The 15,390-nt window shown below is 48.5% G+C and carries 14 protein-coding genes; 8 read left to right on the forward strand and 6 right to left on the reverse strand.

Going from position 1 to position 15,390, the window contains the following annotated elements; genetic code table 11:
• Positions 1 to 123: 123 nt before the first annotated feature.
• Positions 124 to 1,197: a peptide chain release factor 1 gene (gene prfA, locus ACYU8Y_RS02440; RefSeq protein WP_460933835.1), complete on the reverse strand. Its 1,074-nt coding sequence runs from the start codon at positions 1,195 to 1,197 to the stop codon at positions 124 to 126.
• Positions 1,198 to 1,384: 187 nt separating this feature from the next.
• On the opposite strand from prfA, the gene ACYU8Y_RS02445 reads away from it, so the two are divergent.
• Entirely contained in the window at positions 1,385 to 1,972 is a 588-nt protein-coding gene (locus tag ACYU8Y_RS02445) for a hypothetical protein (protein WP_460933837.1), read from the forward strand.
• Here the strand turns inward: ACYU8Y_RS02445 and mnmH are convergent, their stop codons facing one another.
• Positions 1,973 to 3,007 (reverse strand): tRNA 2-selenouridine(34) synthase MnmH, encoded by a 1,035-nt coding sequence (gene mnmH, locus ACYU8Y_RS02450; RefSeq protein WP_460933839.1) that lies wholly within the window; start codon positions 3,005 to 3,007, stop codon positions 1,973 to 1,975.
• 119 nt (positions 3,008 to 3,126) lie between these two features.
• A complete protein-coding gene (locus tag ACYU8Y_RS02455) occupies positions 3,127 to 3,861 on the reverse strand; it encodes a pyridoxine 5'-phosphate synthase (RefSeq protein WP_460933841.1) in 735 nt (244 codons plus the stop codon).
• Positions 3,862 to 3,986: 125 nt separating this feature from the next.
• On the opposite strand from ACYU8Y_RS02455, the gene ACYU8Y_RS02460 reads away from it, so the two are divergent.
• From ACYU8Y_RS02460 to ACYU8Y_RS02475, 4 genes are all read left to right on the forward strand, one after another.
• Positions 3,987 to 4,436: a GatB/YqeY domain-containing protein gene (locus ACYU8Y_RS02460; protein ID WP_460933843.1), complete on the forward strand. Its 450-nt coding sequence runs from the start codon at positions 3,987 to 3,989 to the stop codon at positions 4,434 to 4,436.
• A gap of 79 nt (positions 4,437 to 4,515) precedes the next feature.
• The gene (locus ACYU8Y_RS02465; protein ID WP_460933845.1) at positions 4,516 to 5,025 is read left to right on the forward strand and encodes a CvpA family protein; all 510 of its coding nucleotides are present in this window, start codon (positions 4,516 to 4,518) and stop codon (positions 5,023 to 5,025) included.
• An 80-nt stretch (positions 5,026 to 5,105) separates the two neighbouring features.
• Complete coding sequence (gene rlmN, locus ACYU8Y_RS02470) at positions 5,106 to 6,167, forward strand: dual-specificity RNA methyltransferase RlmN (protein ID WP_460933847.1); 1,062 nt, start codon at positions 5,106 to 5,108, stop codon at positions 6,165 to 6,167.
• 178 nt (positions 6,168 to 6,345) lie between these two features.
• The gene (locus ACYU8Y_RS02475; RefSeq protein ID WP_460933849.1) at positions 6,346 to 7,767 is read left to right on the forward strand and encodes an inorganic phosphate transporter; all 1,422 of its coding nucleotides are present in this window, start codon (positions 6,346 to 6,348) and stop codon (positions 7,765 to 7,767) included.
• Positions 7,768 to 7,803: 36 nt separating this feature from the next.
• Here the strand turns inward: ACYU8Y_RS02475 and ACYU8Y_RS02480 are convergent, their stop codons facing one another.
• Positions 7,804 to 8,607: a lysophospholipid acyltransferase family protein gene (locus tag ACYU8Y_RS02480; protein WP_460933851.1), complete on the reverse strand. Its 804-nt coding sequence runs from the start codon at positions 8,605 to 8,607 to the stop codon at positions 7,804 to 7,806.
• 284 nt (positions 8,608 to 8,891) lie between these two features.
• Here ACYU8Y_RS02480 and ACYU8Y_RS02485 point away from each other — a divergent pair, with 284 nt between their 5' ends.
• Entirely contained in the window at positions 8,892 to 9,584 is a 693-nt protein-coding gene (locus ACYU8Y_RS02485; protein WP_460933853.1) for a porin family protein, read from the forward strand.
• 206 nt (positions 9,585 to 9,790) lie between these two features.
• Entirely contained in the window at positions 9,791 to 10,822 is a 1,032-nt protein-coding gene (locus ACYU8Y_RS02490; protein ID WP_460933855.1) for a fatty acid desaturase, read from the forward strand.
• A gap of 364 nt (positions 10,823 to 11,186) precedes the next feature.
• On the opposite strand, the gene ACYU8Y_RS02495 is transcribed toward ACYU8Y_RS02490, so the two are convergent.
• Positions 11,187 to 13,271 carry a protein-disulfide reductase DsbD family protein gene (locus tag ACYU8Y_RS02495; RefSeq protein WP_460933857.1) on the reverse strand — a complete coding sequence of 695 codons (2,085 nt, stop codon included), beginning with the start codon at positions 13,269 to 13,271 and terminating at the stop codon, positions 11,187 to 11,189.
• Positions 13,272 to 13,402: 131 nt separating this feature from the next.
• Complete coding sequence (locus tag ACYU8Y_RS02500; protein WP_460933859.1) at positions 13,403 to 14,236, reverse strand: phytanoyl-CoA dioxygenase family protein; 834 nt, start codon at positions 14,234 to 14,236, stop codon at positions 13,403 to 13,405.
• Between the two features lie 141 nt (positions 14,237 to 14,377).
• On the opposite strand from ACYU8Y_RS02500, the gene ACYU8Y_RS02505 reads away from it, so the two are divergent.
• Positions 14,378 to 15,250 (forward strand): helix-turn-helix domain-containing protein, encoded by an 873-nt coding sequence (locus ACYU8Y_RS02505; protein WP_460933861.1) that lies wholly within the window; start codon positions 14,378 to 14,380, stop codon positions 15,248 to 15,250.
• The last annotated feature ends 140 nt before the right edge of the window (positions 15,251 to 15,390 follow it).

Below are 15,390 nucleotides of genomic sequence, written 5' to 3' on the forward strand. Positions count from 1 at the left end.
ATCAGGTTAAGAACTTTGTAACGGGCCGAGCCCCACGGTCCCCGAAAACGCGGTCCCAAAAAAAGGGTGTTTCTCATAGCTGGTTACGCCTAAGAAACACCCTCTCTTATTGAAAAAAATAGATTAAGCCGCTGCCCCTTCTTTTAAGCGTTCGGCGTTTTCGGCGATACGAAGCTGCTCGATAAACTCACCGATGCCACCATCCATTACGGCGGGAAGGTTATAAACCGTCAGGCCAATGCGGTGATCAGTGACGCGGCTTTGTGGATAATTATACGTTCTGATTTTGTCAGACCGGTCGCCACTACCCACCATCGTTTTGCGTTGCGAAGCGATGGCGTCGTTATGTTTCTGCAATTCAATTTCATAAAGCCTCGACCGCAGTACTGTAAGGGCTTTATCAAAGTTCTTTAACTGCGAACGTTCGTCCTGACACTGCACAACCAAACCCGTCGGAATGTGCGTTAGCCGCACGGCCGAATACGTGGTGTTTACCGACTGTCCACCCGCTCCCGATGAACAGAATGTGTCTTTGCGGATGTCGTTCATATTAAGTTCAACATCCACCTCTTCGGCTTCGGGGAGTACGGCTACGCTGGCTGCCGAGGTATGAATCCGGCCCTGGGTTTCAGTCGCCGGTACGCGTTGTACGCGGTGAACACCGGATTCGAATTTGAGTTTGCCGTATACATCCTCTCCTTCAATTTCGGTAACAATTTCCTTATAACCGCCGGATGTTCCTTCCGTAAAGTCGACAAGCGACATTTTCCAGCCCATTTTCTCGCAGAAACGCTGATACATTCTGAAAATATCGCCTGCAAAAATGGCGGCCTCATCCCCCCCGGTACCTCCGCGAATTTCGAGAATAACGTTTTTGCTGTCGTTGGGATCTTTCGGCATCAACATCTCTTTGAGCGTTTCTTCCTGAGCTTCCCGACGTGGCAGTAGTTCATCTAACTCACCTTTGGCCATTTCCCGAAAATCTTCATCTTTTTCGGTAGCGATCACTTTTCTGGCGTTCTCAATTTCTTCGAGCAGTTGCTGATACGCCTGATACTGCACAACGATTTTTTCTAAATCTTTGTATTCTTTACTCAACTTCATAAATCGCTTCTGGTCCGAAACCACTTCGGGCTGCACAATTTGTTGAGCTACTTCGTTGAAGCGTTCACGAATGGCTTCTAACTGATCAAGCATACGTTTATATTTTTTGCCGCTCTGCTGGAGCAGCAAGAGAGATTACTGATACAAAAAGCAAATTTACGAAAATCCCGTAGTCCAACATCCCGGCCGTTCGACTTTGTCTTTGCCAATTGCAACCAAGCGACTACGGGAATCGTTTTTCAGATAAGTTACGAAACCCAACTTCATTAAGTTCCTGTTTATGACACGCTTCCTGCTACTTTATGGTCTATTAATCAGCTTTCTAACGGCTTGCAATCCTGAGCGGGTGCGCTATACGAACGAGCTAAAGCAGGAAATGGCCGACTCGAAACTCAAGCGTATTACCAATGCTGATTTAGTAGAAACGGTTGATAATTTGGGTGGAAAAATTAGCGCTGCGCTTGAAAAAGAACTGACCACCCAGCTTCAGAAAACAACAAACCCTGCTGAGCGGGCTAAACTGTGCCAGGTAAAAAACCTGCCCAGGGCTAAGGCTATTGCCGAGCGTTATGCGCTGGACATTCGTTTGCTGGGTGAGGTAGATATACAGAATCAGGCTTTGCATGCAAAGGAGAGGGAAATTCTGGATGCTTATCTCTATAGCGCTAAACAGAAGGTATCGGCCATTTCCAACATTCAGAAAATCAACGATACGCTTTTCGTTTACAATTCACCGGTTCCATCCAAGAGCCTCATTTGTGAAGCCTGCTTTGGCCAGCAGGAAACACGCTTCGCGGTCTGGCATCTGGGCTTTAGCAAACGGGAAGTCATTCGGCGAATGAGCGAGACAAAGAAAAAGAATCGCTAGTCAACGCTGCGTGGTTTCGGCCCATGCGATCAGTTGCTTCGCCGTTTGCGCAGGATTATCCTCCTGCGCATTGATGGGGAAAATCGTGGTTGCCTCGCGTTGCGAAAGACCGTGTAAATATGCTTTGTCGTAATAACCGAGGGTCAAGTCGGCAACGGTCGCGTAATCGTGCCGAACCAAGGCATCAAGCGCATCTTTAGTTACCTTTCCCCCGAGCCGTTTACGAATCCGTTCGGTCGCTTCAACAAGCAAACCGTGGTCAATATTAGCGTACTCGGTAACCAGGCGATGTACACGCTTGTCTTTCGGCAGGTCGACAAGGGCAACGGGCGCGATTCTCATCTGTTGCCAAAGGGCCATTGGAATAAAACACGAACCGATGTTTCGGCTCTCATCTTCGATCCAGATTTGGCGATTGGTGTCCAGTGTTAGTAGCGTATGAAAAAGCCGGTTCTCGAACTGTTCAGTAGCCGGTTGCGCCAGTTGGCCGATAGCCCCATACGACGAACCTTTATGATTTGCCAACCCTTCCAGATCAATAATCTGTTCGCCTTGTCTAGCTAACTCCTTCAAAATGTCGGTTTTGCCGCTGCCTGTTTTACCGCCCATGATGATCAGTTTCAGCGGTCTGGCAAAGCTAGACAATACCTCGTTTCGGTACGCTTTATAACCACCAATCAGGGTCGATGCCGTAAGGCCAGCCGTATCCAGTAGCCAGGCGAAGGAGCCACTACGCATGCCGCCCCGCCAGCAGTGGACCAGCACTTCTTTGTCTTGAGGATTTAGCTTTTTCGATTGCTTGACGAAGTCGGCCAGCTTAGGCCCCACAAAGTTTAGACCCAGTAAAACGGCCGCATCTTTACCCGCGTTTTTGTATTTGGTACCTACTTGCGCCCGTTCGTCATTGTCGAAAAGCGGAAGGCTCACCGCCCCTGGAATATGCGCATGGTCGTACTCGCCCGGCGACCGAACATCAATAACGGGGAGGTTACGTGCTTTTGCTAAAAACTCGTAGACGGATAATTGATGAACCATGTCTGAACCGGGCGGGCGGCCCTGCAGGATTTTTGTGGTGAACTACGATTTCGGTTATAAGCTAATTAACAGAACTAACTATAAAATAATAGTTTTGAAATGGATCAGGTTAATCAACTTTAGCCCTGCGGTTCCGCCGTCCGGTTCAGGCAACGCAGGTACATCTGAATCGTGTTTTCCAAGCCGTAATACAATGCATCACTTATGAGAGCATGCCCAATGGAAACTTCTTCAAGACCAGGGACTTGTTCATCGAAAAAACGCAGGTTTTCCAAACTTAAATCGTGCCCCGCGTTTAGGCCCAACCCTAACTCAATGGCGCGTTTGGCCGCCCGGACAAAAGGAGCAACGGCGGCTTCCCGGTTTTCGGCGTAATGAGCAGCATACGGTTCGGTGTACAATTCGATCCGGTCTGTGCCAACAGCTTTAGCGCCGTCCACCATACGCTCATCGGCATCGACAAAAATAGATACCCGGATTCCATCAGCCTGAAACGTTTCGACCAATTGACGAAGGTGATCGGCATGCCGAATGGTATCCCAACCAGCATTGGACGTAATGGCATCGACCGCATCCGGAACGAGAGTTACCTGAGCCGGTTTTACCCGTTTAACCAGTTCAATGAAACGTTCGTCCGGATTGCCTTCGATATTGAATTCAGTCGATACCACGTCGTGTAAATCCAGCACATCCTGATACCGAATATGCCGTTCGTCGGGGCGCGGGTGAACGGTGATTCCCTGGGCACCGAAGCGTTCGCAGTCGAGGGCGACGTTGACAAGATTGGGATTGTTGCCGCCCCGCGCATTGCGGATGGTGGCAATTTTATTGATGTTAACGCTTAAACGAGTCATACCTATTAATGAGCGAATGAATGAATTAGGGAATAGGTTGTGTTGATTCGTAACTTTGCCGAAAGAGTGATGGTTCACTATTATTATTCACTCACTCACTCATTCGTTCATTCACCAGTACAGTTATGTCGTTAAAACAACAAATAGACGCCGATATCAAGCAGGCCATGTTGGCAAAAGATCAGGATAAATTGCGGGCGTTACGGGCCGTAAAATCGATGATTTTGCTTGAAGAAACGAAAGAAGGCCAATCCGGCGATCTGAAGCCCGAGGATGAAACCAAGATTCTGACCAAAGCGGTAAAGCAACGAAAGGACTCGGCCGATATTTATCGCCAACAAAACCGGGCTGATTTATTAGCCGTTGAGGAAACTGAGATCGCGGTTATCGAACAATACTTGCCCAAGCAGTTATCGGAAGATGAGCTGAAAACAAAATTACAGGCGATCATGACCCGTCTGGGTGCATCGGTGCCCTCCGATTTGGGAAAAGTTATGGGCGTCGCTTCCAAAGAATTAGCTGGACAGGCCGATGGGAAGGCGATTTCGGCCATGGTGAAACAGCTTTTACAATAAGCGAAAGAGTGAAAAGCTTAATCGCTCTTTCACTCTTTCGCTTTTCACTCTTTATTCATTGAATACCCTCGATTTACTCATGCTCGTTCCCCTGGCCTGGGGGGCTTTTAACGGATACCGTAAAGGTCTTCTGGTGGAGATCGTTGCGGTCATTGCGTTTGTCGTGGCCATGATTATCGGGTTCAAATTTCTGGCGTTCGGTATTGACTTGCTTAGTCCATACATCAGCCGCGAAATTGCGCGTAAACTTCTGCCCTGGTTAGGCTTCTCCGTCATTTTTTTTCCAACGGTAGTGATGATCAACCAGATGGGTTTTGCCATCCGGCGGTCGCTTAAGTACACCGTGTTGGGCACGTTTGACAGTGTAGCGGGTGCCACGGTAGGCGTTTTTACGTGGGTGTTTGGAATTAGTGTTATTCTTTGGTTGTTCAGCTATATGGGCGTCAAAATGCCTGCCCGCCAAACCGAAAAGGCCCTTATCTATCCGTATATCAGGCCAATAGCGCCGAAGGTGATGGACAAAGCCGCTGTTTGGGTACCTAAAGGATTGGACGCAGGGAAGAAATGGCGAGCCGATAGAAGTGAGTGAATGATAGAATGATTGATTTATAGAATACCATCCGGCTGCATTCAATCATTTCATCACTCACACATTCACTCATTGAACAAATGAAACAAGATATCCGTAAACTGACCGCTGCTCAGTTAAAAAACTGGTTTACCGAGAATAATCAACAGGGGTTTCGGGCCAAACAGGTGCACGAATGGCTCTGGAAAAAGTCTGCGCTTTCGTTTGAGCAGATGACCAACCTGTCGCTGCCAACGCGCGAACTGCTGAACGAACATTTCGAAATTCGACCGTTGACGGTCGATCAGCAGCAAAAAAGTAATGATGGAACCATCAAGTCATCGTTTCGACTATTTGATGGTAATCTGGTTGAAGGTGTACTGATACCGGCTCTGCGGACTGACGCCCGTGATGAGGGTTCCCATGACCGAATGACCGCCTGTGTATCGAGCCAGGTAGGATGCTCACTCACGTGTAAGTTCTGCGCAACGGGTTACATGGATCGGAAGCGCAACCTTGATGCCGCCGAAATTTACGATCAGGTGGTAGCCATTGACCGGCAGGCTAAAGAAAATTACGATTCGCCCCTGACAAACATCGTCTATATGGGCATGGGCGAACCTTTGCTCAACTACAAAAATGTGCTGGAGTCAGTAGACCGCATTACCTCGCCCGAGGGCTTGGGTATGTCGCCCAAGCGAATTACGGTGTCGACGGCGGGTATTGCCAAGATGATCCGGCAACTGGGCGACGATGAGGTTAAATTCAACCTGGCCCTATCACTTCATGCGGCAAATGACCTGAAACGCGATCAGATTATGCCCATAAACGAGAGCAATACGCTGGAGGTTTTGGGTGACGCACTTGCCTATTTTTACAAAAAGACGGGCACCCGAATCACATTCGAATACATACTCTTCTACAATTTCAACGATACGCTGCAGGACGCCCAGGAACTCTGGAAGTTCACGAAACGGGTACCGGCCAAGGTCAACATCATTGAATATAATCCTATTGCGGAGGCCAGTTTTAAAAATACGGACCCCCAAACACTGGACAAATTCGCTGGCTTTCTGGAGAACAAAGGGGTAACGGTGAATGTCCGCCGGAGTCGTGGTAAAGACATTGATGCTGCCTGTGGACAACTGGCCGGTAAAAAGTAGCAAAAAGGATGGCTACGATTAAATTACTTATTTTGAGCACTGGGAGCAAGGCGACTTTCTGATTGTACCGCGTTGCTTAACAATTTAGTAATACGGCTGTGAACAGTTTCACGTACTTTTGTGGCAATCATCAGCTTACGGACCCACCGTTCGCTTCATTACAGAAGATACTCCGCTTATGTTTGGATTAGAAACGGATGTTTTTATCCTCCTATTTATCAGCCTCTTCGCTGCTTGTGCTTTCGAATTTGTTAATGGTTTCCACGACACCGCCAATGCAGTTGCCACGGTTATTTACACCAATTCGCTAAAACCAACGGTTGCCGTCGTGTGGTCGGGTATCTGCAATTTCACCGGTGTTCTGCTGGGCGGAATTGGTGTCGCAATGGGTATTGTAAACCTGCTCCCGGTCGAACTACTGGTCGATCAGAACGTGTATCATAGCGTGGCTATGGTGCTGGCCCTGTTGTTAAGTGCCATTATCTGGAACCTTGGAACATGGTATTTTGGCTTGCCCAGTTCCAGCTCGCACACCCTGATTGGATCCATTCTGGGCGTTGGGCTGGCGTTTGCGACCATGCCCGAAAACAAAACCGGTGCTGCTGTCAACTGGGAAAAGGCTATCGAAACGGGTTACGCCCTGTTACTGTCGCCCTTACTTGGTTTTAGTTTGGCTATCGTGCTGATGTTTATCCTGCGCCGATCTGTACCCGAAGAAGCCAAAGATCAACTTTTTAAAGAGCCGAAGAAAAACACAGAGCCGCCCACCTGGATTCGGTCGATATTGATCGCGACCTGCTCGCTGGTGAGTTTCTTTCATGGCAGCAACGATGGACAAAAAGGCGTCGGCCTGATCATGCTGATCCTGATTGGTATTGTCCCTTATCACTTCGCGGTTAAAGCCGATCTTGATCCGCACCTGATGCAGACAAACATTACGACAATTCAGCAAACGATGGGGTCTGTTGACTCCACCCATTTATCGTCGGCTAACCGAGCTCGCCTGGTGCAGACGAATGCAGAGCTTGCTGAGTTAAGCAGTTTAGTAAATGGGCCGCTCGTTGACAATAAAATTCCAAATGAGAAGCGGCTGGAAGTGCGCCGGGACCTGCTGCTGATCAACAGCAACGTGAAAAAGATTGTTGAAGATGAAGGATCAAATTTGAGCGCCAATCAGATCGCTCAGTTGAACAGGAATTTAGGTGAAGAAGGTGGCTTACGCCGATTTACGGATTATGCACCTCTTTGGGTAATTCTGATGATTGCCTTATCGCTGGGACTCGGCACCATGATCGGCTGGCGCCGGATTGTGGTAACGGTAGGTGAGAAAATTGGTAAGCAACACCTTACCTATGCGCAGGGGGCTTCGGCCGAACTAGTCGCTGCCATGATGATTGGTTTAGCTTCTGGCCTGAAATTACCCGTTAGTACGACGCACGTCCTCTCTTCTGGTATTGCCGGGAGCATGGTGGCTAACAAAGGCGTTAAAAACTTACAGGCAGGAACGGTCAGAAACATTGCACTCGCCTGGGTACTAACCCTGCCCGTATCCGTACTGCTATCCTTCACGCTCTATATTTTCTTTCGCTGGCTTTTATAGGTTTAATGTTTACGGTGGTTCGTCGTAACAGCTTACTTACTCGACCCATTCCGGCGCATCCTGCTCGATGGCGTGGCGAACTTTGGCCACGATGTCGTCAACTGTATCGTCGGGTCCAAATTGAAGCGGAGCCTTGAACTGAACCGTAAGGAGTGTATTTCGCTTTTTGAACCGTAATCCTTTCTTATCGAAGGCCCGTCGAAACCCATTAATGACGACGGGTACTACAATAGGCTCGTTATTCTTAATTAAGTGGCCGGTTCCTTTCCGGACGGGCGCATAAGGCGTTGTTGTGCCTTGTGGGAAACTAACTACCCAGCCGTGGGCCAGTGCCTTCGCGATTTTTTCGTTGGCCGTATTGTCGACAGCCCGTTGTACTTCGCGCCCTTCAGCGCGCCAGGAGCGCTCAATCGTAATAGCACCGCCCGCTGCAAAAACGCGCGGCACAATTCCTTTTTTCATCGTTTCCGAAGCCGCCACGTAGTACTGCCGCGCCCTGGGCCCAAGTAAATAAACCGGTGGGACTATGGTATTCTGAAACCCCCATTTCACCGCACAAAAGATGTGAAAGAAGGCGATGACATCTGCAAAATACGTCTGGTGGTTTGATAGGAACAAGACGTTGTTGATGGGCAGATTCTCCAGATTTTCCGTTCCCTGGATCTGAATTCGGTTCACCACTGTATAGCGGGCGTAGGTTAGCCAGCCTACCAATGCAATGATTATTCGTCTGATCACCAGCGAGTTGCCAAATGGGTCGCACTCGAAAAAGCCCAGAATATCCAGAGGCATCAGAAACTTTGGCAGATAGCTGAATTTGGTAGGCTTTATATATTTCATTGGTAGGTTAGGCGTCGCACGTAATTGGTAAAGTTACGAGGCCCCAACAATGTTTTCAATAAAAACTGCAACTGGCTCATTCATAAAGGAGAAACAAGTAATAGGGTTACTCTCACCAATAACTTTCAAAAAATAGTTAAGAAAATTTCAAATAGCATTAATCCTTTGCCTGGCTGCACTCTCTAACCGTCAAATTCGCTACTAAAAACAGAGAGCCTATCGCCCGACAGTGTACACAATCAAGTTCAGGTTTACCTTTTTCTCATCAGTTTTTTTATACAGCCATGAAACGAATTGTGCTTGCCGGTGTCATTGCCCTGCTGGGTGTATTTGCTACTCAAACGTCTTTTGCCCAGGTTCAGATCGGTGTTCGGGGTGGTGCCAACTGGGGCTTCGCTTCCAAACCGGAATACCTGGGTAGCCTGACCCCCAACTTTCATTCATCCGTAGGACCCACGGGTGCTCTGTTTCTGGATATCCCTTTAAGTGAGCGTGTGTCGTTCCGGCCTGAAGTGGCTTATGTCCAAAAAGGCGTAGCGATAAAACAGGGGTTTGACCTCAACGTGGGTGGATTTACCCTGCCGATTGGCGCAACGATTGCTTACCAGTCACAACATATTGAAGTGCCTCTGCTGTTCAAAGTCAACCTGACCGACGGTGCGGTGCAGCCTTACTTAATTGCTGGCCCTGCGGTAAGTTATGCCCTTGATGGCCGTATCCGCACACGGGCATCGGCACTTGTTACGACTCGTCCATACGATGTGGATGTTAACTACGGCGGTATGCTGAGCCGTTGGGACGTGGGTGCCGTTGGCGGACTGGGCTTGTCGATGGATGCGGGTACGGGTAAATTCTTTATCGAAGGCCGCTACACACAGGGCTTTACCCGTCAGGTGCAGGTGCCCGTCGTAAACGTCAATGTTCGAAATCGGGGGGTGGCTTTGTCGCTGGGCTACTCGTTCCCAATAGGTTATTAATGAATACTCCTACCATTCCTACGTAATTTCCATTGAATCAACCTGAATTAGTAAAGGCGGAGTCAGTTGACTTCGCCTTTCTTGTTTGGTATGAGAATACCGTTAAAATAAGGGGAATTTTGGTTGCATGAGTAGGTATTCAATCTGGAATTGTGTTAATTTTACTTCTCGTTATTTACCGAATCTGTATTGGCGATACCTAATTTATGACAATGCAAACTGATTTTGTTCGTTCGACCGCTTCCGAGCCTCATCGCATTCGTACCCGGCAAATCCTCAAATCACACCCTGAAATCAAAAAACTGATTGGGCAAAAGAATCCAACCACGTTTTGGGTTACCCTGGGGTGTGTGGTTTTGATGACTGGTCTGGCCTACTTAGTGCGGGATCAATCGTGGTGGATTGTTGTGGCAACGGCCTGGTTTATTGGTGCCTTTCCAGCTCATACCCTGTTTGTCTGCATTCACGAAGCGGCCCATAACCTGATCTTTCGCAAGCCGGAGGCTAATATGCTGACGGGTATCTTAGCTAATTTGCCAACCGTATTCCCCACAGCGCTTACGTTCAAAAGTTTCCATATCAAGCACCACGCCTTTCAGGGCGTTCATGAACTGGATGCCGATTTGCCCGACTGGTATGAAGCTAAACTGATTAAAAATTACGCTATCGGCAAAGCGATCTGGTTGTTGCTGTTCCCACTTTTTCAGGGTGTTCGCACACTTCGGATGAAAGAATTAGCCGTTTTCGATAAATGGGTGATGCTAAACTTTGCGGTACAACTAACCTTCGACGTGTTAATTGTCGTGTTTTTTGGCTGGAAGGCGCTGGCTTTTATGGGCCTTTGCCTGTTCTTCTCCGTCGGTTTTCATCCACTGGGTGCCCGCTGGATTCAGGAGCATTTTCTGACACTCGACCCAGAACAGGAAACTTATAGCTACTACGGTCCGCTTAATGGCCCTAACCTGAACGTGGGGTTCCACAATGAGCACCACGACTTTCCGTCTATTCCCTGGAACAAGCTGCCCGAGATCAAGAAAAGCGCTCCGGAATATTACGATACGTTGAAATACCATACCTCGTTTGTAAAACTGTTCTTCCGTTTTCTGTTCGATCAGGAGATTTCGCTTTTCTCGCGCATCGTTCGCAAAGAACGCGGCCGGGTAAGCGTGGCCGATCAATCGAAACCGGATATGGAATTGGTACAAGCTCAGGCAGCACACGTTGAGACGGCTGCTTAGATTACTTTATCATATCGCATAACAAAAATCCCCGCCAGACACTGGCGGGGATTTTTGTTATGCGATGTTTTATTCGTCTCTGACATGCAGCTGAATGTTGTTTTATAAGCTTTCTCATTGACTGTTGAGCGGAGAATTGCTGTTGATCGAGCAATGGCATTTTTAAAAAATGACAAACCGTGAGGACACGGGCCATGCCCCGACAGGTAAATTCGGCGGGTGCACAAACGGCCCGTGAGAACACGAGCCGTGGGAAATAGCAGAGAAAATGTGATAGATTTTTTTTGTTACGCGGATCGTTCAACGCGACAAAAAGTTAATCCAGGGTACGCTAAACTAAATGTACTTGCGTACTTGATAATAGTTAAAACTTGGCCTTTCCTGAATCCAGAAACGCTACGAAATGCGCCACGTCCCGGTCGTAGTTCTTGGGCGACACGAGCAGCTTTCCATCCGTGTTGACCAGGCAATAATGCGGCTGTGCATTGTTGTTGAATTTCGTAATCTGTAAATCGGCGTTTTGAGCACCAATCGTCTTCTTAACTTTCTGGTCGTACGTCGACGTGTACCACTCGGCCTCGGGCAATTCGGTTTTGTCGTCGACGTAAAGAGCCAAAATGACAAAGTCGTTCTGCAAGCGTGACATTACCGCCGGATCTGACCAGACACGCGCTTCCATCTCGCGGCAATTGACACAACCATGTCCTGTAAAGTCAATGAAGACCGGCTTGTTTACCTTTTTGGCATAAGCCAACGCCTGTTTGTAATCGAAAAAACCTTGTAAGCCACGTGGCAGACGAAATAGATCGCCGTATTTTGGTCTCTCCGTTAGGCTGTTCGCTGATGGCGCCACCGTTTGCTGATTGTGCAGGTTAAAATCCTGTGATGTCTCGGGAGGTAAGTAGCCAGACAGCGCTTTCAACGGAGCACCCCAGAGTCCGGGAATCATGTAGACCACAAACGAAAGCGTGGCAATAGCTAACAGTAGCTTTTGAACGCTGACAAATTTGGTTTCACTGTCGTGCGGCAACCGAATTTTACCCAGAAAGTAAAAGCCGATCAGGGCGAAAATAACGATCCAGAGTGACAGAAATACCTCACGGTCGAGCAATCCCCAATGATACACCTGATCCGCAATACTCAGGAACTTCAGCGCCAGTGCCAGTTCCAGAAAGCCTAATACGACTTTTACCGAGTTGAGCCATCCTCCCGAGCGAGGCAGGCTTTTGAGCCATTGCGGAAAGGCCGCAAACAGGGTAAACGGAATGGCAAAGGCCGACGAAAAGGCCGCCATACCCAGAATAGGCTTGATCACTTCGCCACCGGCTGAGGCTACCAGCAAACTGCCAACAATGGGCCCCGTGCAGGAAAAAGACACCAGCACCAGCGTAAAGGCCATGAAGAAAATTCCGGCAATGCCACCCTGTTCCGACTTAGCGTCTGCCTGGTTGATGAGCGAATTAGGCAATACGATTTCAAAAAGGCCCAGAAAAGAAAGGCCGAAAATAAAGAAGATGGCAAAAAACAGGATGTTCGGCAGCCAGTGGGTGCTAACGAAGTTGGCAAATGCGGGACCGTTGAACCGCGATACGACCGTGCCAATAAGCACGTAGATGGCAATGATAAAAAAGCCGTACAACAGCGCCTTCCATTGCCCGCCCTGCTGATTCGTGAAGAAACTGACCGTAGCCGGAATAATCGGAAATACGCAGGGAGTGAGCAACGCAACCAAACCCGACAGAAAAGCGGCCAGCATGAAACTCCACAATGAGCCGCCTGCAGCTTGGGTGGTTTCGTTAACAACGGCGTCTGGTTCGCTGGCTGTGGTCGCACTGGCTGAGTCTACTGGCTCCAATGCGTTGGTAGCCGCTACGGCTGGTGTTGTGTCGGAAGCCATTGCTTCGGCTGTCGGTTGCGTTGTAGCCGATGTGGTATTTGTTGCCGTGACGGCCAAGGCTGGAGCATCCGTTGAGCCCTCTACCGATAAACCCGTTATGGCAAAGTCGTCGTTACCCGGAATACATTGCCCGTCGCTGTCTGTACATACCTGATAATCAATATTTCCCTCGATAATGGGCTTGTCTGCTAATAGTTTGATGCGTTGAGAGAACTGGGCGGGTCCGTGCATTAGATACGTATCGCCCTCGAATACCTCTTCGAATTTGGTTTCTACCTTGCTGACTGGCTTTATTTTTCCAACTAATTCATAGGTCTTGTTAGGAGTAAACTTAATGACAGTGGGCAGAGGACCGTCAATTTTAGGGTTTACATCAGAAGAATAAATATGGTACCCGTCTTTGATCGCAGCCGTAAAACGGATCTCGACAACGTCACCAATTTTTGCCGAAGACTTGGTGGATTTGTATGTCCAGGAAACTGGTTTAATAATTTGGGCAAACGTAGCGAGCGGAAGTAACAGCCACACAACGAGCGTACTAAATGATTTCATACCGCTTTGGGTAAGTGATGGTTTGGTAGCTGAACAGCAATTGAACAAAAATATTTCCATTTGTAAGCTAACTACAAAAGAAAACCCCGGTACATACCGGGGTTTCTCAGTAAAAATACGAAAGCTGTTTGTTAATAACTGAATAAAATAGGATTCAGGTTGTCTTTTGGGTGATTGCCAACAGGAACGTTATCGAGCCATTTGGCATGGTCGGCTACCTGAAATTTGTTGCGTGGCTGGGTAATAATCTGATCCATATCCATATAAATCATCGTCATGACCCTGCGCGGCTGGTCGGAAACATTGGGCCCGGCCCGGTGGAATGTCCAGCCGGCATGGTAGCTCACTTCGCCAAGATCGAAGGGGGTATCGTTCATCGGAAAATTCTGCTTCTGTAATTCGTCTGCAAGAATCTTTTCGCTGGCGTCACTGATCTCTATATCGCGTCCGATCTCAATATGCTGGCTACCTTCGGCGAAGGCCAGTGGCCCCATTTCCATAGGGATTTGTTGGAGTGGAATCCAAACTGTGATGGTATTGGGCGATGCCAGGGGCCAGTAAAACTGGTCAGCATGCCAGGGGGTAATACCGCCCGATGGCTCCTTATATAACGCCTGGTCATGGTAAAGGCGGACGCCCTTTACGCCCATCAAATCGGTGGCGATCCTGGCAAGCCGTTTAGAGAAAACAAACTCTTTCGCCTGGTCGTCTTCGCGCCACAAGTTCATGATTTGAAGAAAGGCCCGCTCATAGGTAGTGCGTTCTTCCATCGGCTTGACCAGAGTATTGAGCTTGAAGACCAGATCGGTGATGATGGAGCCATAGTATTCCAGCACGGCTGGGCTAAGTACATCTTTCAGCTTTATATAGCCTTTTGCACGATAGAAATCGATCGCTTCGGGCTCGACTACATAAGGAGCATCTAGTTCATTAATTAATAACTCCCGATCACGTATAGCTTCCATTGGGAATTGGTTTGGCATAATTTATAGAACAAAAGTAAGCTGTAAGTGCCGGGCCTGTTAACATAGATTTTACAGATTCATGTTTAATTTTGATGCGTATACCGTCGGCGACCCGGAGAATAGGTTAAAATAAGACTTTTTATGAAGGCCCTTTTCGAAAAAGTAATGTTCAATGAGCAGAGTTCGCTACTGGTTCGCCGGTTTGAGTTACTCTATTTTGACGCTCCCTGGCATTATCATCCAGAATACGAACTGACATACATCGTCAAGAGCCACGGCCGACGTTTTGTGGGTGATCATGTCGAGCCATTTCGAGCGGGCGACTTAGTGTTGCTTGGTCCTGACTTGCCGCATTTCTGGCGGAATGATGATGAATTCTATCAGCCTGATTCAATACACCTGGCCGAATCGATTGTGGTACAGTTCCCGGCTAGCTTCACCGAACGGGGGCTGGCATCGATACCGGAAGCGGCCAGCGTGCGAGAACTACTAGAACGCGCCCGGTATGGGCTTCGGTTTAGTTCAGAAATGAGCCAGACGACCGCTGACCTGATGGAGAAATTGCCACAGCAAACGGGGCTGACTCAAGTACTGAGCTTGCTGGCCATCTTAAACATGTTATCAACTGACCAGAATGCCCAGTTGCTGGCGAGTGATGGATACCAGTTAGCGCCGGGGGCGGCTGAAACTGAGCGGATGAAGCGCGTGCTGGAGTTCATGTTGCGCCATTTCCGGGAAGAAGTCAGGGTGGAGCAGATAGCGTCTATTGCCGGAATGGCCCCGGCCGCTTTTTGCCGGTACTTTAAGAATCGTACTCGAAAAACGTTTGTCGAATACCTCAATGAACTGCGCATCGGGCACGCCCGCAAGCTACTGAGCAATGTAGATATGAGTGTTGGACAAGTGGGGCTGGAGTGCGGCTATAACAACAATTCCCATTTTCACCGGCAATTTAAATTAAGTACGGGCATAACTCCTTTCCAATATCAGGCGTTGGCAAGAGGAAAAGGGTGATAGTGATAAAATTATCGTATATAATGTTGGTTTCATCTTGCGGCATAGTGCCCAAAATCTTCCAAATTCTACCATTTTCTACCGTACCTTTGTAGCTTAATGAGTTGGTTGTTTGCCATTTCGCAAAAGCAGCCAAGGAT

The sequence above is a fragment of the Spirosoma humi genome (assembly GCF_054776575.1).